The sequence below is a fragment of the Acidobacteriaceae bacterium genome (assembly GCA_035944135.1).
Lineage (GTDB): Bacteria > Acidobacteriota > Terriglobia > Terriglobales > Acidobacteriaceae > Granulicella.
Map to the genome: position 1 here is coordinate 107710 of DASZBM010000007.1, position 21386 is coordinate 129095.

Genomic DNA, 21386 nt, shown 5'->3' on the forward strand with positions numbered 1-21386 from the left:
CTATGATGTTGTTCTGACGGAGGGAATCACCATGGCTGCCGTGGCATCGCTTCCTGAGTTGTGGTCCTGCGGAATCCATCTGGATGACGAATACGTCGGCCTGATGCGAGAGACTCAGAGCACCGCGTCGATCGCCCATTTGCAGGAACAGATGCAGACCGACGGCTACCTTCTGCTGCGTGGCCTGCTTGACCCGCAAAAGGTTCTCGCCGCGCGACGCCGCGTAATGCAGCAACTCTCCGACGCCGGCCAGCTCGACCCCGAGAAGCCGATGATGGACGGAGTTCCCCGCCCCGGCGCAAAGCTGTACTTCCAGCCCGAGCTCGCGCAGAAGAACAACCCCGAGCTGCAGGAGCTGCTCTACGCCGAAGACGGCGAGCTGATGTCCTTCTTCCATCGTTTCCTCGGCGGCGCCGTGCGTCACTTTGACTTCACATGGTTGCGCTGTATCTCGCCTGGCCCTGGCACGCCGTCGCATTGCGACATCGTCTACATGGGCCGCGGCACGCGCCGCCTCTACACCGCATGGGTCCCGCTTGGAAAAGCCGACTTCGAAACCGGCGGCCTGATGGTCTTGGAGGGCAGCCACACCAACGCCCGCTTGCAGCAGACCTACGGACAGCGCGACGTTGACAGCTATTGCGAGAACCGCACAGAAGACAAGGCGCGCACCTCCAATGGCTACAACGGCTTCCTCTCGCCCGACTCAAACAAGGTCCGCCGTCAGCTTGGCGAGCGTTGGCTTGTCGCGGAATACCAACCAGGCGACGCGGTCGTCTTCTGCATGGATTTAGTCCATGGTGGATTGGACAACCGCTCCAATCGCCTGCGCCTGTCCTCCGATTCGCGCTACCAACTCGCCAGCGAGCCTGTAGACGAGCGCTGGATCGGCGAAAACCCGCCCGGCCACGGCTCTGCAGGCAAGCGCGGGCGCGTTTGTTGAGCAGCTACAACTAGCGCACCGCAGACATCGACGCCCGGAACAGCTTCTCGAAATCCCCCGCTACCGCGCTGTCCTTCGCCGCGGCTTCGACCGCCTTCTGCGCCACCGGCCGCGGATAGCCCAGGTTCACCAGCGCGGACAACACATCATCCGCCACCGCCCCGAGCGACGGCGCCGCAGTCTGCTGCGGGGCGACGCCCGTCATGTCGTCCAGCTTGTCCTTCAGCTCCAGCACCACGCGCTCCGCGGTCTTCTTCCCGATCCCTGGAATCTTCGTCAGCGTCGCATGGTCTCCACCGCGAATGGCTCCCACCAGCCGCTCAGCCGAAATCCCGCTGAGAACCGTCAGCGCCAGCTTCGGCCCAATCCCCGAGATCGTCAGCAGCTTCTCGAACAGCCGCTTCTCCGTCAGTTCGGAGAACCCGAACAGCGCCAGCGCATCCTCGCGCACATGGGTATGCACATGCAGCTTCGCCTCCGCCCCTTGGTCGCCGAGGTCCGTGAACGTCGTCACCGAGATGGCGAGCTCATAACCAACGCCGTTGCAATCAAGAATGACCGAGCTGGGCGACTTCGAAAGAATCTGTCCGCGAAGATGTGCAATCACGAATGCGATTGTATCGGCTAGCCGTGGTGCGCGACGTACGTCTCATGAATCACCGCCCGCAGCCGCTTTGTCAGTGCATCCGCATCCCGTGTCGTCAGCCCGGCCGTCGAGATCGGCTCTCCGATCACCAGCTTCAACGGCCGCGGCCGCAGCGTGTAGGTGTGAATCGGCAGCAGCTCATATGTTCCGATCAACGTCAGTGGCACCAGCGGCACCTGCGCCTTGATCGCCATCCATGCCGCGCCCGACACCATCGGCTTCAGCTCGCCGGTAGCCGAGCGCCCACCCTCCGGAAACAGCATCAGCGGCATACCTGCTTCCAGCGTCTTCACCCCGCGCATCAGGCTCGCCACACCCGCGCGCGCCGAGCTCTGATCAATCGGCACCTGTCCCGACCTCTGGAGATACCACCCAATGAACGGCAGCTTCCACAACGACGCCTTCGCCAGAATCCGGAACTGAAACGGCAGCTTCGCAAACAGCATTGGCGTGTCGTAATAGCTCAGATGATTCGACGCATACACCGCCAGCGGCCGGTGGCTGCCTTCGCGCCGCAGCGGCTGCAGCCTCTCCATCCCCTCGACTACAACCGGTGACAGCGCAACTCGCAGCAGCACCCGCGCCCACACTCGCGCGATATCGTGCTGCTGTCGGCCGGACCTGTCCCAAAGGCCCGCAACCAGCGAGATGGACCCGAAGAACGCCGTTGCGACCCCAATCAGAGGCCACACAAGCAGGTACGTCAGCCAGCGAAGCCCGACGCCCACAACCTTGCGCGGAGCTTCGGTCGCCGCGACGTGCTCTTCCGGCTGCAGGAATTCGTTGGACGGCATCTGCTCCATCTTATTGTGACCGGGCGAGCAGTTGAGCGCGAATCTCCGCCACCAGGAACAGCGAGCCGGTCGCCACGATCACACCCTCTGCCGGCGTGATCGTCTCCGCCTGCCGGATCGCACTGGCTGCATCCGGCGCGCTCACGGCGAGAATCTCCAGCCGCTCGGCTACAGCAAGGATCTCCTCCACGCGCGCCGCGCGTGGGCTGTCGATATGCGTGACCAGGATATGGTCGCGGCCGCGTGTCGGGTCAGCAGAGGACGCGTCAAATAGCGGGAACAGAATCTGCGCCATCTCGGCAATCGGTTTGTCCGCAAGGCACGAGAAGATCAACGTTCGTGGCATCTCCTCCGCAAGCTGCGAAAGCGCAGCCCGCAGCGCCCACGCACCGGCAGGGTTATGCGCAACATCCAGCAGAACCGGCGCATGCCCCGCGGAGGATCGAATCCATTCCAGCCGTCCCGGCCATTGCGTCTTGCGAATCCCCTCCTCAATGGCTTCGTTCGAGATCTCAATCCTATGATTCGCTCGAAGTTCCAGCGCAGCCGCAATCGCGAGCGCCAGGTTCCGCTGCTGATGTTGCCCCGCCAGCGGGGAATCCACGTGAATTACTTTGCCATCAATGGATATCGCATACTTGTTGCGCCAGGGCGAGTCCGGAGATGCTTTGATATCAATAGAATCGCTGACCGTGCCCAGATAGCCTCGCGGCGGCAGGCAACGCGATGCATCCACACCGCGAACATTGAGTGCTACAGCCGCTTCGCCGATAGCCGCATTGGCCTCAGGATGTTGTGACAGCGTGACCAGCACACCATCCTGCCGCAAAATCCCAGCCTTCTCTGTGGCAATCGATCTCAGCGTGTTCCCCAGGAACTCAACATGATCCAGGCCAATGTCCGTGATAATCGACACCATCGGCTCAACAACGTTGGTCGCATCGAGTCGGCCGCCCAGCCCAACCTCGAGCACGGCGATATCAATTCGTTGCTCCGCGTAGAAGCAGAACGCAATCGCAGTCAGAAGCTCGAAAAAGCTCGGCGGATAGGGAAGCTCGCCTTCATTCACGAGCTTCGCCGCCGTCTCATCCACGAGCGTAAACAGAAGCGCGAAATCAGCGTCGGAGATCTCAGTAAGCTGCGATGGATTGCCGGTCGAGAGCCGAATGCGCTCGTTCACGCGCAAGAGGTGCGGCGATGTATAAAGCCCGGTGCGCAGGCCGGCTGCGTTCAGGATCGAGGCCAGCGTCGCGGCCGTTGAGCCCTTGCCGTTCGTGCCCGCGATCAGCACGGAGCGAAACCCGCGATGCGGATCGCCGAGCGCGTGCAGCAGTATACGAATGTGTTCCAGCGACCACTTGCGCGGCACACCGGCTTTGCCTGTGCGGAGCTCGGGACCCATCGTCGCCAGCCGCGCCAGCACTTCGTCGTAGGTCATTTGTTCATTGTCTCGCGAGCTGCCCCGACCTGCGCATGACACAGCCGCCCCGCACGCCCACGCAGATGCAGTCCGTCTTTGCGGCCGGCAAGATACCGCGCATTGAGCGCCGGCGAATCGAGATCTTCAACCACTGCCAGGTTGTAACGAGCCAGCTCCTCGGCGAGCGACTCTGGCGTGAAGAAGATCTGGAAGGGTTCACCCGCCTGCGCCAATCGAGCGGAGAGCGAATCGAGCATTAGCTGCTCAACCGGCGGCAGCGCCTCGCGCGGAAGTGAGTAATCGAACACCAGGCTTGACCCCGCAGGCAAGCGGCCGAGAACACGTGCACTCGCAGCGAATGCCTCCGCCGTGAGATACGGCACAACACCAAGCCATGCAATCGCTGTAGGCACATTGAAATCGAAGCCGGCATGCAAAAGCTGCTGTCGAAGCGACTGACGCTCGAAATCTACCGGAACAAAATGCAGGTTATCCGGAACCGTCAGCTCCGCCGCAGTCAGCAGTTCGCGCTTCCAGGATTGCGTCGCAGGATGGTCGACCTCGAACACGCGAAGATTCGAAAAAGGGTTGCGGAGCGCGAACGTATCAAGCCCGGCACCGAGAATCAACGCTTGCTGCACGCCTTGCTCGCGAACGCCATCAGCCAGCACATCCTCTGCAAACCGCGCGCGGCACACCATAAACGCTCGCATCGCGGCGGAGAACGGTTTACGCGATGCTGCCGGTGTGCGCTGCAGCTCGAGCCGAATCTCCGGCGGCAGAATCCTGACTGCGAAGGGATCTTCGAAGACAAGCGGGCGTTCGTCGTGGAGCTGGTGCGCCGCGCGCCGCATGGCCACACGAAGCGCGGTGCGTGAAGGCCGTGCCTCGTCCACTGCTAATCGGCTGCGGCGGCGGTCGTGTCCGCGGGAGCTGCGCTTTCCAGTTCCACAACCTCGCGGTGGCTCATCCAGTCGATCGCATTCGCAAGATACGCCTTAAGCTCTTTGCGCGACACAATCGCATCCAGGAATCCGTGCTCCAGAAGGAACTCCGAGCGTTGGAATCCCTCAGGCAGCTTCTGCCGGATTGTCTGCTCAATCACGCGCGGCCCGGCGAAGCCGATCAGCGCGCCCGGTTCCGCAATATTCAGATCGCCTAGCATCGCAAAACTGGCTGTCACGCCGCCAGTTGTCGGGTCGGTCATCAGCGAGATGTAGGGAATCCGTGCTTCGTCCAGCTTCGCCAGGGCAGCAGAGATCTTGGCAAGCTGCATAAGCGAGGCGATGCCCTCCATCATGCGCGCGCCGCCAGACGCTGACACGATAATCAGCGGTGTGCGGCTCTCCAAAGCGCGGTCTACGGCGCGTGCAATGGTTTCGCCCACCACCGCGCCCATCGATCCGCCAATAAAGCTGTACTCCATCGCGGAGACAACGACATCCAGCCCATTGATCTTGCCAACCGCATTCACGATGGCGTCATTCAGGCCGGTCTTCTTCTGCGCCTGTTGCAGGCGTGCCTTGTATGGCTTCAGATCAGAAAAGTTGAGCGGGTCGGTCGAGCGCAGGTCGCCGTCCACAAGCTCATAGCCGGGGTCAAGAAGCATCTCGATCCGTTCACGCGCGCCTATCTTGAAATGATTGCTGCAGTAAGGACAAACCTGCAGGTTAGCCTCAAGGTCCGCATTCCAGATGGGCTTGCCGCATTGCGGGCACTTGGTCCAGAGCCCCTCCGTTCGAACCTCGTGGTCGGAGGGCGGGACAATCTCGTGTTCGTCGCGCTTGAACCAGGTCATCGATCGGCTCCTTGGTCGGCTGGATGCCCATCTGAGATTGTAACGCCATGGGCGAAGTAGGAGCTGACGAATGAACTGGTTAGCTGTGGGCTTGCTGGCCTGTTTCGCAATCGCTGGCTGGAGCCAAACCGGTGCCCGGAAAAGGATTGAGCCGGGATGGCCGGAGTACGGCGGAACGCTCGAAGGCCAGCGGTACTCGGCTGCAGCGCAGATCAACCGCCGCAATGTCGCGCAGCTCCGGCAGGTCTGGTCGCTGGACGTCCGCCAGTACGAAGGAGACAGGCCGCGCGGCAGCTTCGAGGCGACTCCGGTGCTCTGGCGAGGAGCGCTCTTCCTGACGACGCCCAAGGATGTGGTGCTTGCTGTCGATGCCACGACCGGAAAGGTACTGTGGACATTCGACCCCGGTGTGAAGGATGCAGATGTCCACTACATCGGGACCTCTCGCGGCGTGGCGGTGTGGCATGACCGGCACGGCGGTGCAACGTGCTCCGATCGCGTGCTCGTGGCTACATTGGATCGGCGGCTGATTGCCCTCGATGCGCGAACCAGCGCAACGTGCAAGGGGTTTGGCAACGCCGGCGCAGTCGACCTTAGCGTTGGTCTGTACCTGCCGAACAAGGACTATCTGTACTACACGTCGCCGCCGGTGGTGGTTGGAGATCGAGTGATCCTCGGCTCATCGATCGCGGACAACCAGAACATCGACACGCCTTCCGGTGCGGTACGCGCGTTTGATGTGCGTTCCGGTAAACCGTTGTGGGAGTGGGAGCCCTTGGCTTCGGTGAACGGGCCGGGGCCGCACAAGAGTGGAGCGGGAAATGCCTGGGCGCCGCTGGCCGCGGACGCCGAGCATGACTTGGTGTTCGTACCGACGAGCAGTCCCTCAGTGGACTACTTCGGCGGCATGCGGCCCGGCGATAACCGCGATGCCGACTCCATCGTGGCGCTGCGAGCGTCAACGGGCGAGAAGGTGTGGGCGTTTCAGCTTGTTCACCACGACCTCTGGGACTACGACACGGCGTCGCAGCCGCTCCTGTTCATGTGGCACCGAAAGGTGCCTGCGGTTGCAGTGATGAATAAGACGGGCATGATTTATGTGTTCAATCGCCTCAATGGCGAGGCGCTGTTCCCCATCGAAGAACGTTCCGTTCCGCAGAGCGATATCGCGGGAGAGCAGACCTGGCCGACGCAGCCGTTTTCTGCAGTCGAGCCGCTGTTATCCATGCAGTTCAAAGTGGATCAGATGGCAGCCACTGATGCTTCCGATCAGGATTTTTGTGAGCGGCTCATGAAAGACGTCCGGTACGAAGGCCCGTTCACGCCTCCTTCGATGGCGGGGACGGTGATCTATCCGGCGTCGCTGGGTGGGCCGAACTGGGGGTCCGGGGCTTTTGATCCGACGACCGGTGTGATGTACGTGCGGGTGAACTCGATGGCGTACCTGGTGTGGCTGAGCGAGGGCGCACCGAAGGGTGCAGAGAAGAGCTCAACGAGCCCGCGAGATCAGCTGAAATCAGGCCTGTTTCGGCCGCCGGATGCAGCGCTGGGGGGTGGGGGGATGTTGATGGGGGGAACGCCGTATGCCGTAAATATGGCGGCGCTGGTCGGGCCGAATGGGACGCCGTGTGGTGGCGCGCCTTATGGGCGGGTTGTAGCGACCGACCTGAACACGGGGAAGCAGGTGTGGTCGGTGACGCATGGGAGGATGGCGGGGCGGGCGGGGTCGATTGGGATGGGTGGGCCAGTGGTGACAGCGGGTGGGCTGGTGTTTGTGGGTGCGTCGAGGGATGCGTTCCTGCGGGCCTACGACGCGGCGACCGGACGGGAGTTGTGGGAGGGGCAGTTGCGGGCTCCGGCAACCGGGACGCCGATGACCTACCTGGTGAAGAGGCGGCAGTTTCTGGTCGTGGCGACGGGCTCGGATGATGGCAAGCAGCCGGATCGATTGGTGGCATTTGGGTTGAAATGAGGGCGGGTGCCCCTCCCCCTAATATTGCGCAAAATCTTCAGAACAGAGACTTTTAGGTCCGGACCTGTGGCGAACAAAGAGACAGGTGTGTCTAAAAGTGCTCAGGACCCCCCCAGTCTGTTTGACACGGTTTGATGTAGCATGCTACATAGTGGTCGCATGAAGCGTGAGGCAAGCAGAGTCCTGTGACCTCGAAGGTACGTTTGCTGGCGATCGGCCGTACTGTCGTGGTTGTGGTCTTTGCCCTGTTCTTCGTTGCATTCTGTTTTGCTCAGTTGCAGGAGCATCTGTTGCGGCACCGCGCGGAGCGGCTGCTTGCGGACTTCCAGTCGATCCGGCTGCACCAGAGTAAGTGGGCGGACGCGCAGCGTTTGATGAATCGATGGGGAGCGTGGGGGCACTCTGACGGGCAATGCACCTCCGAAGACTGCGATTACACAATCACCCTCACGGATGCTGTGACGGATCTGGAGGGAGGCGTTCATTCAAAATGGACTTGGTGGTGGCTCCCCTGGGTGTTCCGTTCGTACGAACTGCTAGGCGGGAAAGGTGCTGTCATGCGCGTTGCCTTCGTGGTGCAGGACGGCACCATATGGCGCAGCGGCGTGTGGCTGGGCTTCGATGTTCCGCCACGGACCGTGAACAAGGAAGACGACTATGGATATTGGATCGGGGTGTCAGCGAAAGCCAGCGATTCTCTTCGCCAAAGGTGGGACTTCGTGCGCGGTCGTTCTGTTGGTCCGTGGGTTTTGGGAACGGACGATCAGCTCGCGCAACACCCAAACTACAAGGCGGGAAGACCGGGCGGATGTGAGATGTGTTTAATGGCGGAAGTGACGTTCACGCCTGCGATCTCGCCCGAGGAGTTGAAGCGTGTCACGGACTACAACCTATCCTGCATAACGCGCTTTCATCGTTGCGTGAACATTCCGGACGTTCTGCCGATTGCGCGGGACTGGCATCTTTATCCGACGACTGAACCACCTTATAAGGACGTGCCACCGCCGCCGCATTCATGCGACATCCCGCTGTTCGTGGTGGCCCGGGACGCGGAGCGAATCTTACTTGTGGATGTGCTGTCGGTCGGAACGACGAAGCAAGACGTCTATGGGGAGTCGCGGGACATCGAGACTGCAAAGGTGCGGCTGATGCAGCCAATCAAGGGGACGATTCCACTGGCTCCAGGAGCTGTGTTTACGGTAGAGCCTGACCCAGGAGACGTGCAGGTATCGCATGCGGCTGAGAGTTTGATAGCCGGGAAACGATACATTCTTGTTCCCTGGTATGGGGCAAACTTCGTAATGACGGAGTTGGACTTCTGTGGCGTGTTTGAAGATTCTCCGCTCGCGCAGGCACAGCTTAGGAAGGGTTTCGCGCAGAACGACACGCTGCGGCACAGGGGCGCATTTGGCGGCATTTGGTGATTGTGGTGCCGTTATGCAAACCTAACGCGTCGGTGAAGCGGGCACTTTCAGGAAATCTGCCGGTGGCAGAACGGTGCGGGTGAAGCGGGCGGAGTAGATTTCGCCGGTGAAGAAGTCGCGCTTGTCGATGCGTGTGCCGACCGAGGTGGTGCCGGGCGGCAGCGGCGCGAGGGTGATGGTGATCTGGCCTTGGAGCTCGCCATCGACATATCCGCGGAGGGTTTTGCCGTCGTAGGTGGCGGCGACGGCGTACCAGCGATCGAGCGGATGGAGATGCGGGGCGTCGCAGGCGAGAATGACGCCATGCTGTTCGGGGCCGCCGCGGAGATCGATGCCGACGGTGTCGAGACACCATTGGTTGTTGACGATGCGGATCTCGAACATGCGGCGCGATGGCGAGTTCTGGTCCTGCATGTGGAAGAAGCGCTGGGCCGGGGCGCCTTTCGAAGATGGGCGGAAGAGGACTTCGAAGGTATAAGTGGAGTCACCGGTGAGCGGAGCGGTGTTCAGGAAGAGCGCATCGCCGGTGGGGTTGCCGGTGTCTGGATCACTGTTTGTGTTTCCGTGGCCCTCGAAATGGATGGCCTTGCCGATGGATGTGTCGACGACCTGCGGATTGCCGATGGTGGTGACGGGTGTGCCGCCGATTCGGGTGAGGTTGTCGAAGCGCCAGCTGATCGCTTGCTGAGCGGAGCAAGGAATGGCGAGGGAAAGAATTGCGGCGGCGAGGAGCTTCATGTGCACACCAGCATACGGAAGCGCTCACGCAACAGGTGAGCTGTTCGTAGCACCTCGTTCCCGGCGGCACGTATTTACGCTTGTTCGAACCCGCCCGCAGCCAACGCGCTGAGTCCAAGCCGTCTACTTCGACCGCGTCGCCTTGACCATTGTGAGACCCGTGTCATAGTCGAGTTCGCGCGGCAGATACCCGTCATCTTCCCGTTGACGCGTCATTCCCGCGTTCTCCCATTTCTCCGGAAACTCGGGCCGCCAGGCCCTGCGGCCCCAGTAGTATCCGCGAAACGGGTCGCGAGACGTGTTCATCCAATCCAGCAACTTGTCGTGCAACCCATTCCGGATTGCAGCGTGTTCTCCGGAGTCGATCAGATTATTCATCTCACTCGGGTCGGTCTGCAGATCGTACAGTTCGTCGGTCACGAGCAGGTTTATGGAGAGTTTGTAACGTCCGTCGCAAACGCAGCGGATCGGTTGATATCCACCGAATCCGTCGTGATCGACCTCGTAGCGTCCCCACTCGATGAACACTTCGTCGCGCACCTTCGCCGCCGGGTCTCGAAGCAGGGCCAGCATGCTGTTTCCCTGGAGAGTCTTCGGGATATCGAAGCCGAAGAATTCCATCAATGTGCCGTTGAGGTCGATGTGTGACACGAGACTGCTTGAGGTGCTTTTCGGTGGCGTATGTCCGGGCCAGCTCACCAGAAAGGGGACGTGCGTGATCTCCTCGTACATCACCGGACCCTTATCTGTCAGCCGATGAGATTCGAGAAACACGCCATGATCCGACGTATAGATGATGAGCGCACCGGGAGCAGACTTCTCGATTTCATCCAACAGCCGGCCGATTTCGTGATCGATGAATGTATGGGCACCAAAGAATTGGGGCATGTGAATGGGTGGTTGCGTTTTGTTGAGGCGGCCATCCGCCCAAATCCGTTGTTCAACCGGCTTGTTCTCCAGGGAATCGTCCACGTTGACGCTGCGCGGGAACTGATATTGCTCGTACATGTCGATATATTCGCGCGGGCATAAGGAAGGACCGTGTGGCTCGTCGTATGCGGCGACGAGGAGATAGTCTTCACCGGTGTGATTGGTCAGAAAATCAACAGCGCGATTCGTGACGCGGTGGCCATAACATTTGTCGGCGGTCCAGGAGCCGTCTCGCGCAGTTTTCGGATCTCTCGAACGCACCCTGTCTTCGGGCGAAAGCTCATTGAGATAGGTGCGCATGTCATACCAGTAAGCCGGATCCCAGCCCGGTGCGGGAATGCCCGTGTCGAAGTAATCGGTCCCGCTGAGATGCCATTTGCCCATGAAGGCGCAATGGATTCCCTTGTCGTGCAGCCGCTTGCCGATGGAGTGCTCGGTCTCCCCGACCGGCATACTGTTTCCCCAGACTCCGTTGGAGTGCGGATATAGGCCGGTCCAGATAGAGGAACGGGCCGGTGCGCACACCGGCTGGCAATTGTAGGCCTTGTCGAACCGGCAGCCCGCAGCCGCGAGCCGGTCGAGATTCGGGGTCTTGAGGCCAGTGTCCCGGTAGCAATGCAACATGTCGTAGCGAACCGACTCACCGAGGATGATGACCACCTGCCGCGGATTCGCGGACTTGCTTCTGCCTGCAGCAACTGACTTATTGTTCTTGACCAAGGAAGCGACTCCACTCGCGCCAGCCGATTTTACGAAGTCCCTGCGATTCATCCGGTCTCCCGCTTACTTCCTAAATCTACTCACGATGTACACAAAACGACTGTACGTGTTGAAGAACGGGCAGGGAATGATGATCGGATTCCAGCTGCCGCATGTGTTGTTGTCGCTCACACCGCCGGCAAGGACGTTCGCTGAAACCGTTGCAAGCCGAATGTGACAGGTCGAATTGTCGAGGCGCGGAGAGCTGTGCTTATGCCAGCAACGGCGTCAACACCGGGGTTCGTGTGATGAGGATCACGCTGATGTCATCTTCCTGACCGAATGCCTGGGCAGCGGTGGCCACTTCAACTGCGTTTGAGGAAGAACTGATCAGGTTCTGCAGACGATCGAAGCCGAACAGTTCGCCCTTGCCGTTGGTGGCTTCGGCTGTGCCGTCTGATACCAGCACAAGGCGGTCATCTTCCTCCAGGTGAAACTGCATTGTGGATGGCTCCAATGCATCGATCATGCCCAGCGGAAGGGCGCCTTCCATGGGCAGCGGAACACCGTTGAGGTAAGGCGCAAGGTGTCCGGCGTTGGCGAGATCGGCGCGGCCGTCCTTCGCGATGCGAAGAGCCAGGCAGGTGGCTTGTGCATCGGCGCGGCCTGCGAGACGGCGGTTCAGAGTTTCGAGGATGTACGCTGGGTCGTTGTTTTCATCGGCGGTGCTTCGGAGGGCGCCCACAAGCAACGCGACAAGCATGCCGGCTTTGAGGCCTTTGCCGGTTACATCGCCCGCTACGATGAGCAGGCTGTCGTCGGCCTGGTTGGGAATGATCTGGAAGAAGTCTCCACCGACTTCGCGTGCGGGACGGTATTCGCTTTCGATGACGAGGCCGGGCAGCACCGTGCGGGCTTCGGGCAGAATGACCTGCTGGACCTCTTGGGCGTTCTTGATATCGATGGCTGTTTCGCGCTGCCGTTGCAGCGACTGAAGCAGGCGCCGGATGAGGAGCACTGAAATGGCGGCGATATTAAGGAGATTGGCGATGTTGGAGTAAAACAACATGACACCATGCACAATCACCCAGCCGTGAAAATGCAGCTTGATGAGTACCGCCTGTAATTGGCCGAAGATCAGAAAAACAACCGCAGGAATTACAAACCATCCCTCGCGTCTGTGCGCCCTTAAGCCCGACCACACGATGACGAGCAGCATGACAATGAGGAAGAGTGCGCAGGGTAATGACAGAGTTTCGACCACCGCGCTGACGGAGTGCGGCACAAATTCAAAAAGGAGATCGTGCCCGAATAGCCCGACCGTCATGTAGATGCATGTTCCGATAGCTAATGCCTTGGGAGCCCAGGCCGGTTTCCGTTGAAACCAAAGCCACCAGACCATTCCCCATGCGCCGAGAATGAGCGGAGCCGAGAATGCTTCCAGTTCGACGAAGAACATTCGAAGGCTGACGAGTTGCGTGAAGTTGGCAAGGAAAAATACGAACTCGTTGATGACATCGAGTAGAAGAGCGCCTGCAACCCAGAGATAAACGCGATCCGAGCGGTCGAAGAAGACGAGACTGGCGATGACGATGGCCATAAAGAGGCCAAGGCAAACATCGAAGGGCGGGAAAGCCTGCAGGCGAAGATTCTGCAGAAGCGAAATGTCAGCGGCGGCGTTGACTGCAGACGATTCTCCGAGAAGCGGAGCGTAGTGGAGTCCGCCAACAAAGGGGTGGTATGCGAGCCTGACCGGGCTCAACCAGAAGCGAAGGGCGAGCGTTACTTGCTGCGGAGTTCCAGTTGCGCGAAATAGAGAGAAGGTGGCGGGTTGAGTGAAGTAGACGGTCGGGTCATTCTGGTTGCGGAAGTCTCCCCAACTGCCCATCAGATTTCCGTCTGAAAATATCTGGTAGCCATCATCCGCGCCATCCACCCAGCCGAAGGTGGCAAAGGATATCGGCGTGCCCGGCAGAGCCAGTACGGGAACGCGGATGCGGTACCACGCCCAGCCCCAGTCGTTCAGGTGGCCTGTTGCTGTCCAGCCACGGACATATCGCGGATCGTTTGTGAAGGGGTCTGCCGATCCGTTCGGCGTGAGATCGACGTTCTCCCAGCGTGAATCATCGAAGGAAGGATCAGCCCACAGCGGCTTGTGTGTGACTGGATCGAGGGGCGAGTCGCCGATCTGGAATTTCCATGGACCGGTGAGAGTGATCGTGGGGTTGCCGATTTGAGCAGGTGTCTGCGATAGCGCAGGCTTCACGCCAACAAGCGACAGGACAATGAGCAAGCCGCACGATGCAACGAAGGTCGGCGATGGCCTTGGAATTCGATGACGTCTCATAACTCTCGCGGGAAATGAGAGCACTATACACGCCGGTCGTCGCGGCTCGGTATGGGTTAGTCGCCGATGGGCTGCCAAAGCTCGATGCGATTTCCTTCGGGATCGGTGATCCAGCCAAACTTTCCGAAGTCGTAGCTGTCGCGCTTCGGATCGACGGTGACCCCTTCGGCGATCAGGCGGTCGAGCAAACCATCGAGGTCGTCGACCTGCAGATTGAGCATGGCTTTTTGTGCCGGAGGGAAGTAGGCGTCGTCTTGTTTGAACAAGGCGAAGATGACCTGGGCGCCCTGGGTCGGCGCAGGGAATCGAAACGCTCCGTCGGACTTTACGACACCGAGATGCTGCTCGTACCACGCGTACAGAGCTTTCGGATTGTTGGCGCGCAGGAATATTCCGCCAAATCCAGTGATGGAAGCCATAGGGTCTCCTCGGACGAAGATGTCTCCAGAGCTTACGCCGGCAGGGTCACGGTGCGGGGGGAAATTTTCATTTCATCTCGCAACCTGCCGCTGCAGATGCACGCCTCTGCGATAAGCGCGTGGGCAGTGGAGCTCCCTCGAGATCGTATCTGGCCGGCGCACAGCAGGCCTTTGCGAGCCGCGCGCGGTCTGCCTGCATCGCCTTATCTTCCTTCAGCCAGTCGAGCGTCTGGCGGAGAATCTGCGTAGCTCCTGCGTGTGGCGGCATCACAATCCTGTAGTGCATCCACTTGCCTTCGCGCCGCGCTGAGACGATGCCCGCATTCCGCAGATAGGCGAGGTGCCGGGAGATTTTCGGCTGAAGTCCGCCAAGGATCTCAACGAAATAGCAGACGCAAACCTCCTGATCCGCCATGAGGTTGAGCAGCCGGAGGCGCGTGTTATCTCCGAGCGCCTGGAAGAACTGCTGCATGTCGAAAGCTGCCTTGGGAGCCATACATTATATATACGCCTTGACGAATTTGTTCCGCAACCCATATATTCACCATGGCGAATATGTCGCTGGAGGTTGTTGTCATGGAGCAGATTCTTGATTCGGTGCGGTCGAAGTATGGAGCTGTAGCGGAGAGCAGTCTTTCAACCAACGATGCAGGCGTGAAGGCCGTCGCTGAGGCGTTCGGCTACACGGCGGAGGAACTGACCTCGATCCCGGCAGAGGCAAACATGGGCTTGTCGTGCGGGAATCCCACGGCAACCGCGAATCTGCGTCCCGGCGAGGTGGTGGTAGACCTGGGCTCCGGCGGCGGTTTGGATGTCTTTCTCGCGGCGAAGAAGGTTGGGCCGGAGGGCCGCGCTATCGGGATCGATATGACACCGGCGATGATTGAACGGGCACGTGCGAACGCGGCAGGGGGTGGATATACGAACGTTGAGTTTTACGAATCGACGATCGACCGCATACCGCTTCCTGATGCCTCGGTTGATTGTGTCATCTCGAACTGCGTCATCAACCTGGCGCCGGACAAATCTGCCGTGTTTCGTGAGATTGCGCGAGTGCTCAAGCCGGGCGGACGCTTTGCTGTGAGTGACATTGCTCTGAAGGGCGAGTTGCCGCAGGCCGTGGCGCGCAGCATGGCAGCCTACGTGGGCTGCATTGCGGGAGCGATCAGGATTGAAGAGTACCGCGCCGGGTTGCTGGCCGCAGGGTTCGAGCACGTCGAAATCGTAGACAGCGGAAGTGACCTCAATGCGTATGCGAAGGTCGAGAATCAGTCCGGCTGCTGCTCGCCTGGCATGGATGGAAGTTCGTGCTGCTCACCGGCAGGGGATACGCCGACGCTCCATGCTGAATTATCGGACTTGCTCTCGAAGTACGACGTGAACACGGCAGCCGCAAGCGTGAAGGTCTACGCGATCAAGCCGACGAAGGATCCCGAAGCCGCTGCGACACCTGCCGCATGCTGCGGGCCATCGTGCTGCGCATAGGAGCCCGGAGATGCTGAAGGTTATTTTCGCGTGTGTTCATAACGCAGGGCGGTCGCAGATGGCCGCCGCGTTCTTCAACCAGCTTGCCGATTCGGATAAGGCGCGGGCCATATCGGCGGGCACGCAACCGGGCGAGCGCGTTCACCCCGAGGTGCGGGCAGTTATGCAGGAGGTTGGAATCGATCTCAGCGATGCGAAGCCTCAAAAGCTTACGGAGGAGTTGGCAAAAGACGCGCAGCTTCTCATCACCATGGGCTGCGGTGACCAGTGCCCGTTTGTTCCCGGCCTGCGTCGCGACGACTGGCCGCTGCGGGATCCGAAGGGCTTGCCTGTCGAGGAGGTTCGCGCGGTTCGTGACGAGGTGAAGCGCCGCGTGGAAGAGTTGATAGTGAGAGAGAAAGTTAGTGAGGCGATGGTTTCGTCTGCGCAACAAAGCGCTTGACGAACCTTCGTGTCAGGCCACCAGATAATTCCCGATCGAGGCAAAGGACCGGACGCCTGGACAGCTGGTGCAATCGCAACAACAAAGAGGCCGCGATTGCTCGCGGCCTCTTTGTGTGAGTTGAAGTTGTTTACCACTGAACGCCGGGGTACATGCTGGGGACGCGGAAGCCGCGGTAGGCGTTTGCGCCGCTCAGGTGCATGTGCCAGACGGTGGTGGGGTTGGTGTTGTCGGGCGTGATCTCGAAGATGTCGGAGGCCGCCGCGAGGCCGGAGATGTCGTACTCGTAGTTACCGTTCGCCAGCTGCTCTGCGTTGCCACCCCAGAAGTTATAGAGGCTGGTTGGCAGAATCTGGTGGAAGGTGAGTGTGGCCGTCATAGCGGTCTCGTTGATCTGGAAGACCGGAATGGTGGAGTAGCAGGCGGGTTCGGAGCCGGTGCCACACTGGCCGCCATCCGGGAAGATGCGATCGTCTCCGTTGTCCATGAGGATCAGCGAGAAGATGCCGGCACTGGTGGGCCCGACGATGTGGGGCATGTGCTGCGCGTACTGCCAGTCGGTCGGATCCGTGCCGCCCTGGAGGGTGAAGTCGCCGCCCTCACCGAGGCGCCAGAGAACTTTGCCGGAGCCGGCGCCGTCCTCGTAGTCGACCTTGACGACCCAGTTCTGATGCCGGATGGACACGAGGATGTTGTGGTCGTCCGGGGAGTAGACGATGGCGTTGGTGTGCGTCCAGTCCGGGAATTGCATCGGATGACGGTTCACATCGAAGTGATCAAACTCGTTCCAGACCCAGGCGGGCTGAAGATTCTGATCGAGATCGATGATGACATCACCGAGCACGTTGGTATTTCCGGGATAGCCGGGGAGATTCGTGAACGTTTGTGTTGTGTTGGCGAGGACCAGGATGTGCCCGTTGGGCAGCGGCGTTACCTCGTGGTGGAACTGCTGCAGGATGATGTTGTAGCCGGCGGCTTTGAGTTCATCGGTGAGATCCGCGGCCGAGATTTCGCGAACGATGTTGCCTGCGAGATCGATCTCGCGGATGGCGACAACGGTGCCCGGACCAGGAGCGCTGCCGCTGATGATCGGGTACGACGAGCCTTGGCCGATGCCGATCACGAAATTGCCGTTAGGCAGTTGCTTGACGCCCTCGATGTCATCGGTGGATGGCGAGTTTGGCAGGGTATAGGACCAGACAACGTTGCCCTGCAGATCGGTGGTTGCAATCCCGACCATGGAGCCGGCCAGAAGCGTGAGCTCCTCAAGCCCCGACTGTGGGGTAAGGCCGGCAGTGGTGGTGACGGTGAGGTTCGGCGACAGCAGCGGCTTCCCGGTGGTGAAGGTGTGATCGATGTCGGTGGCCGAGATGCCGTTCTGAAGCTGGACTGAGGCCTGCATGTGGTAGGCGGTATTGCCCTGCATGCCGGCAACATAGATGCTGACGGAGCCGCCAGCCTGCGTGGTGGATTGCGTCCAGGTCTGCAGGCCGTAGTTGGTGTCCTTGCCGAAGTTGACGGTAACAGAGCCGGGAAACGGCAGAGTCATCGTGTAGAGAGCCACCTGCGGGTTGTTGCTGCTGGTGACTGTTCCCTGCGCGAGCACCGCGGAGATGCCGGTGAGTGAGACGGTCTGTGCGGTGCCTGCCGGGACGTTGCCAAGGCCAAGATTCAGCGTGGCTGTCTGCGGTGTGCTACCGGAGGCTGTGGTGGGCGCATAGCTCACCGACTCCGAGCAACTGGCGCCCGCAGCAAGGCTTGTGCCGCATGAGCCGGCGGCGATGGAGTAGCTGGGATCGCCCGATACCGAGGGATTGAGCGTGACGGCCGCTGTTCCTGTATTGGTGACCGTCACGACCGTTTTGGTCAGCGTGGAGCCGACAAGGTTGCCGCCAAAGTCATAACTGGTGGCGCTGAGCGAGGCATTGGAGACGACGTTCGCCGCTGCGGTGATGGCCAGAGGAGTCGCGCCGGTGTGGGTCAGCGAGCCGTCCGCGCCCGTGACGGTGATGGAGGCCGAGGAGGTTGTTGCTGTCGAGCTGGCTGCGCTCAACTGGAACTGCGCGAGCTGACCCGGAGCAACCGAGAGTGAGGCAGGCGTGGCAGTGACGCCCGCCGGAAGTCCGGTGAGCGAAACACTGACGGGATCGGTGAAGCCGTTTACCGGGTTGACCGTGACCGTGAACGAGCGAGGCGTGCCGCCGGCCTGTAGCGAGAGAGCGGCGGGCGCACTGGTGAGCGAGAAGTCCGGAACCGATGCGGACGTAATGGCCAGCGCTGTCGCGGCCGTGTGGGTCAGCGAGCCGTCGGCACCCGTAACGGTGATGGAGGCCGAAGAGGTTGTGGCGGCGGACTTGGACGCGCTCACCTGGAATTGCGCGAGCTGGCCCGGGGTGACAGAGACTGTTGCGGGGGTGGCAGTGACGCCCGCCGGAAGTCCGGTGAGCGAGACGCTGACGGGATCAGTAAAGCCGTTCACCGGGTCAACGGTGACCGTCACGGAGCGGGCCGAACCACCGGCCTGCAGCGAGATAGCGGTGGGCGCACTGGTGAGCGAGAAGTCCGGAACCGACGCGGACGTGATGGCCAGCGCCGTCGCGGCCGTATGGCTCAGTGAGCCGTCGGCGCCCGTGACGGTGATGGAGGCCGAGGAGGTTGTGGCGGCCGACTTGGAAGCGCTCACCTGGAACTGCGCGAGCTGGCCCGGGGTGACAGAGACTGTTGCGGGCGTGGCAGTCACGCCGGCGGGAAGTCCCGTGAGCGAAACGCTGACGGGATCGGTGAAGCCGTTCACCGGGTCGACGGTGACCGTGACGGAGCGAGCCGAGCCTCCGGCCTGAAGCGAGAGAGATGTGGGCGAGGCGGCAAGGGAGAAGTCCGGAGTGGGCGCGCTGGTGATGGCAAGCGTTGCCACCGCGCTGCTGCTCATTGTGCCGCTGGTAGCCATAACGGTGACGGGAGCCGAGGAGACGGTGGGTGTCGACTTGGCTGCGCTCAACTGGAATTGCGCAAGCTGCCCAGGGGCCACAGAGAGGGTCGCGGGGGAGGCGGTGATACCGGTGGGTAGCCCCGAAAGCGCAACTGTAACCGGCGAGGCAAAGCCATCGACGGGGTTAACCGTGACGGTGAGCGCACGCGGCGCGCCGCCACTCTGCAACGCGAGAGTTGTTGGTGCTGCGGCCACAGTGAAGTTCGGGGACGCGGTCGGACTGGAGATGCTGCTACATCCGCAGGCAACCAGGGGCAGGAACAGGGCGAGTCGAGCGGGCCTCATTTGACGGAGAAACTCCTATGTGGGGAAGTGGATTCCCGAAATGGCACTCACACAGTCTGGTGCAAACCTCGCCCCGCGACTATTGCCACTTTGGGTTCGGGAGCATAACGTTCGTTGGACCGGGGCAACCAGATGGGTAACGTTACCTGCACAGGGGGGTGATTCCCGTTTTGGGACGCAAGGGCGGTCCGGGAGAGAATCTCGAGAGAAGAGGGGCAGCGAGACCGGGTAGAAAGAGAAAAGGCCCGCTGAAAAGCGCGCCTTTCGAAGGTTTTAGATGTCCTTGATGTCGTCGCAGCGGAAAGGCAGGAAAAGCGTGAAGGTTGTACCCGACCGGCCGCGCTTTGTGGTCGATCTCACCTTGAGCCTGCCCCGATGCCGCTGGATAATGTCATGGCTTATCCATAATCCCAGCCCAGTTCCACTCAGTCCCTTGGTGGTGAAGAAGGGCTCAAATATCCGGGATGCCGTTTCGGGGCTCATTCCCACCCCTGTGTCTGCAACCGTAAAGACGATGCCGCTGGCTCCGGAAGCCCAGTCCGTTCCTTCCCGGCTTCGCAGCGAAAGCCTTCCGCCGGAACCGGCCATCGCGTCAATCGCATTGCCGACAAGATTGTTGAGCACCTGCCGAATCTCACCATCGAAGCAGACCAGCGGGCGGCTTGCACGTATACGGGTAGAGGTCTCGATGCTGGAGTTAATCAAACGCCCCTGATAGATCGAGAGCGCATTCTCGAGAAGGACTCCCGGCTGTATAGGCGCAGGGCTGGTTCTTTGCCGGTGAAACCGCAAGGTCTGGTTGGTGATGGAAGACATTCTCCGCAGCTCCACATCGGCCATTGCGAGGTATCCGCGAGTTTCGGGATCATCGGCGGTCTGGTGCGCCAGGTAGAGGAGATTTGTCACCGATTCAAGCGGATTATTGATCTCGTGCGCGATAGAGCTCGCAAGCCGCCCGACCGCAGCCAGCTTCTCGGTTTGCAGCAGCACATCCTGTGCCCGTTTCCGATCGGTGACGTCGACGCCCAGAACGATGATGCCGGAGATAGTGTCGTCGCCCTCACGCAAAGGCTGGTAGATGAAATCAAGGTAACGCTCGTCTGGCGGAACACCCTCTCCGGCGTACACGTCCAATCGAGCGCCCTGCCCTACATACGGTTCGCCTTGATAAACGCGATCCAGAATTTCGAGGTACCCCTGCTCAGCCGCCTCGGGGAGTGCCGCACGAACAGGCTTCCCAACGACGTCGCGGTGATTCACCAAACGCAGATACAGCGAATTGACGATGGTGATTACATGATCCGGACCCTGCAACAAGGCAAAGAAGGCCGGGGCCTGCCGCAGCACCTCGAGGAGCCGGGATCGTTCGGTGAGGATGGCTTTCTCAGCTTGAATCCTCCCAGTCGTATCGGAACAGACGACCAGGGTGCCGCAGACGTTTCCCGCTGCGTCCCACACGGGGCTGTAACTGAAGGTCCAGTAGACATCGACCAGTTTGCCGTCGCGATAGATCGGGATCAGCTGGTCCTCACTCCAGCAGGCCTCGCCCTTGGTCATCACGTTTTCAATCAGCGGGCCGATGACGTCCCAAATCTCTGACCAGCACTCGGAGCCACGCTGCCCCAGCGCGGAAGGATGCTTGTCCGCACCTATACACGGCCGGTAGGCGTCGTTATAGAACTGAATGAGGTCCTCACCCCACCACAGGAACATCGGCTGCCTTGAGCTCAGCAGCGTGTTTACCGTGTTCAGCAGAAGTTCCGGCCAGTCTTCGATGGCACCCACCGGAGTCTGCGCCCAGTCGAAGTTTCGCACCAGCTCCGCCATCTCTCCCGAGCTGTGAATGCGACTCTTAGGATGTGTGGAATGGTTCGGCTTCTCAGATGACTGCAGCATCTTCCGGGGTTCCAGGGGCGGACTCTCTGCGATTGATTGCGTTGAATCCATCATATAGGCCAGCGGTCGATAACCCATTCGTGGTAAAGGTGCGCGGGCGAGTAAGAAGAGGCCGCGATTGCTCGCGGCCTCTGAGCTGTTGCTGGGCGCGCGAACCAG

Annotated in this window: 17 protein-coding genes; 5 read left to right on the plus strand and 12 right to left on the minus strand. The window is 60.7% G+C overall.

The annotated features are described in order from the left end of the window. Positions 1 to 31 precede the first annotated feature (31 nt). Positions 32 to 943, plus strand: a complete 912-nt coding sequence (locus tag VGU25_12330; GenBank protein ID HEV2577988.1) for a phytanoyl-CoA dioxygenase family protein — start codon at positions 32 to 34, stop codon at positions 941 to 943. Positions 944 to 953: 10 nt separating this feature from the next. On the opposite strand, the gene ruvA is transcribed toward VGU25_12330, so the two are convergent. Genes ruvA through accD form a run of 5 tightly spaced genes read right to left on the minus strand, consistent with a single transcriptional unit; the run spans position 954 to position 5601 of the window. After that, on the minus strand, positions 954 to 1550 hold the full coding sequence (gene ruvA / locus VGU25_12335) for a Holliday junction branch migration protein RuvA (protein HEV2577989.1): 597 nt from the start codon (positions 1548 to 1550) through the stop codon (positions 954 to 956). 17 nt (positions 1551 to 1567) lie between these two features. Then, positions 1568 to 2383, minus strand: coding sequence for a lysophospholipid acyltransferase family protein (locus tag VGU25_12340; GenBank protein HEV2577990.1), 816 nt, complete (start codon positions 2381 to 2383; stop codon positions 1568 to 1570). Between the two features lie 10 nt (positions 2384 to 2393). Beyond that, positions 2394 to 3821, minus strand: a complete 1428-nt coding sequence (locus tag VGU25_12345; GenBank protein ID HEV2577991.1) for a folylpolyglutamate synthase/dihydrofolate synthase family protein — start codon at positions 3819 to 3821, stop codon at positions 2394 to 2396. After that, positions 3818 to 4699, minus strand: coding sequence for a class I SAM-dependent methyltransferase (locus VGU25_12350; GenBank protein HEV2577992.1), 882 nt, complete (start codon positions 4697 to 4699; stop codon positions 3818 to 3820). Before VGU25_12350 ends, VGU25_12345 begins: the two co-directional genes overlap by 4 nt. 2 nt (positions 4700 to 4701) lie before the next feature. Further along, positions 4702 to 5601: an acetyl-CoA carboxylase, carboxyltransferase subunit beta gene (gene accD / locus VGU25_12355; GenBank protein ID HEV2577993.1), complete on the minus strand. Its 900-nt coding sequence runs from the start codon at positions 5599 to 5601 to the stop codon at positions 4702 to 4704. 70 nt (positions 5602 to 5671) lie between these two features. Between accD and VGU25_12360 the strand changes: the two genes are divergently transcribed. Beyond that, the gene (locus tag VGU25_12360; protein HEV2577994.1) at positions 5672 to 7573 is read left to right on the plus strand and encodes a pyrroloquinoline quinone-dependent dehydrogenase; all 1902 of its coding nucleotides are present in this window, start codon (positions 5672 to 5674) and stop codon (positions 7571 to 7573) included. Positions 7574 to 7758: 185 nt separating this feature from the next. Then, positions 7759 to 8997 carry a hypothetical protein gene (locus tag VGU25_12365; protein ID HEV2577995.1) on the plus strand — a complete coding sequence of 413 codons (1239 nt, stop codon included), beginning with the start codon at positions 7759 to 7761 and terminating at the stop codon, positions 8995 to 8997. A gap of 21 nt (positions 8998 to 9018) precedes the next feature. Here the strand turns inward: VGU25_12365 and VGU25_12370 are convergent, their stop codons facing one another. The 5 genes from VGU25_12370 to VGU25_12390 form a co-directional block, all read right to left on the minus strand. Continuing rightward, entirely contained in the window at positions 9019 to 9735 is a 717-nt protein-coding gene (locus VGU25_12370; GenBank protein ID HEV2577996.1) for a LamG domain-containing protein, read from the minus strand. A gap of 123 nt (positions 9736 to 9858) precedes the next feature. Then, a complete protein-coding gene (locus tag VGU25_12375; GenBank protein ID HEV2577997.1) occupies positions 9859 to 11436 on the minus strand; it encodes a sulfatase-like hydrolase/transferase in 1578 nt (525 codons plus the stop codon). A 199-nt stretch (positions 11437 to 11635) separates the two neighbouring features. Further along, positions 11636 to 13711 (minus strand): SpoIIE family protein phosphatase, encoded by a 2076-nt coding sequence (locus VGU25_12380; GenBank protein HEV2577998.1) that lies wholly within the window; start codon positions 13709 to 13711, stop codon positions 11636 to 11638. A gap of 56 nt (positions 13712 to 13767) precedes the next feature. Next, the gene (locus VGU25_12385) at positions 13768 to 14130 is read right to left on the minus strand and encodes a VOC family protein (protein ID HEV2577999.1); all 363 of its coding nucleotides are present in this window, start codon (positions 14128 to 14130) and stop codon (positions 13768 to 13770) included. A gap of 67 nt (positions 14131 to 14197) precedes the next feature. After that, positions 14198 to 14626: a metalloregulator ArsR/SmtB family transcription factor gene (locus tag VGU25_12390; protein ID HEV2578000.1), complete on the minus strand. Its 429-nt coding sequence runs from the start codon at positions 14624 to 14626 to the stop codon at positions 14198 to 14200. 80 nt (positions 14627 to 14706) lie between these two features. On the opposite strand from VGU25_12390, the gene arsM reads away from it, so the two are divergent. Then, positions 14707 to 15615: an arsenite methyltransferase gene (gene arsM / locus VGU25_12395; GenBank protein ID HEV2578001.1), complete on the plus strand. Its 909-nt coding sequence runs from the start codon at positions 14707 to 14709 to the stop codon at positions 15613 to 15615. Between the two features lie 10 nt (positions 15616 to 15625). Next, positions 15626 to 16057 carry an arsenate reductase ArsC gene (locus VGU25_12400; protein ID HEV2578002.1) on the plus strand — a complete coding sequence of 144 codons (432 nt, stop codon included), beginning with the start codon at positions 15626 to 15628 and terminating at the stop codon, positions 16055 to 16057. Positions 16058 to 16187: 130 nt separating this feature from the next. On the opposite strand, the gene VGU25_12405 is transcribed toward VGU25_12400, so the two are convergent. Together VGU25_12405 and VGU25_12410 are read right to left on the minus strand one after the other, a co-directional pair. Continuing rightward, positions 16188 to 19331: an aryl-sulfate sulfotransferase gene (locus VGU25_12405; GenBank protein HEV2578003.1), complete on the minus strand. Its 3144-nt coding sequence runs from the start codon at positions 19329 to 19331 to the stop codon at positions 16188 to 16190. Between the two features lie 273 nt (positions 19332 to 19604). Continuing rightward, positions 19605 to 21158, minus strand: coding sequence for an ATP-binding protein (locus VGU25_12410; GenBank protein ID HEV2578004.1), 1554 nt, complete (start codon positions 21156 to 21158; stop codon positions 19605 to 19607). Between the last annotated feature and the right edge of the window lie 228 nt (positions 21159 to 21386).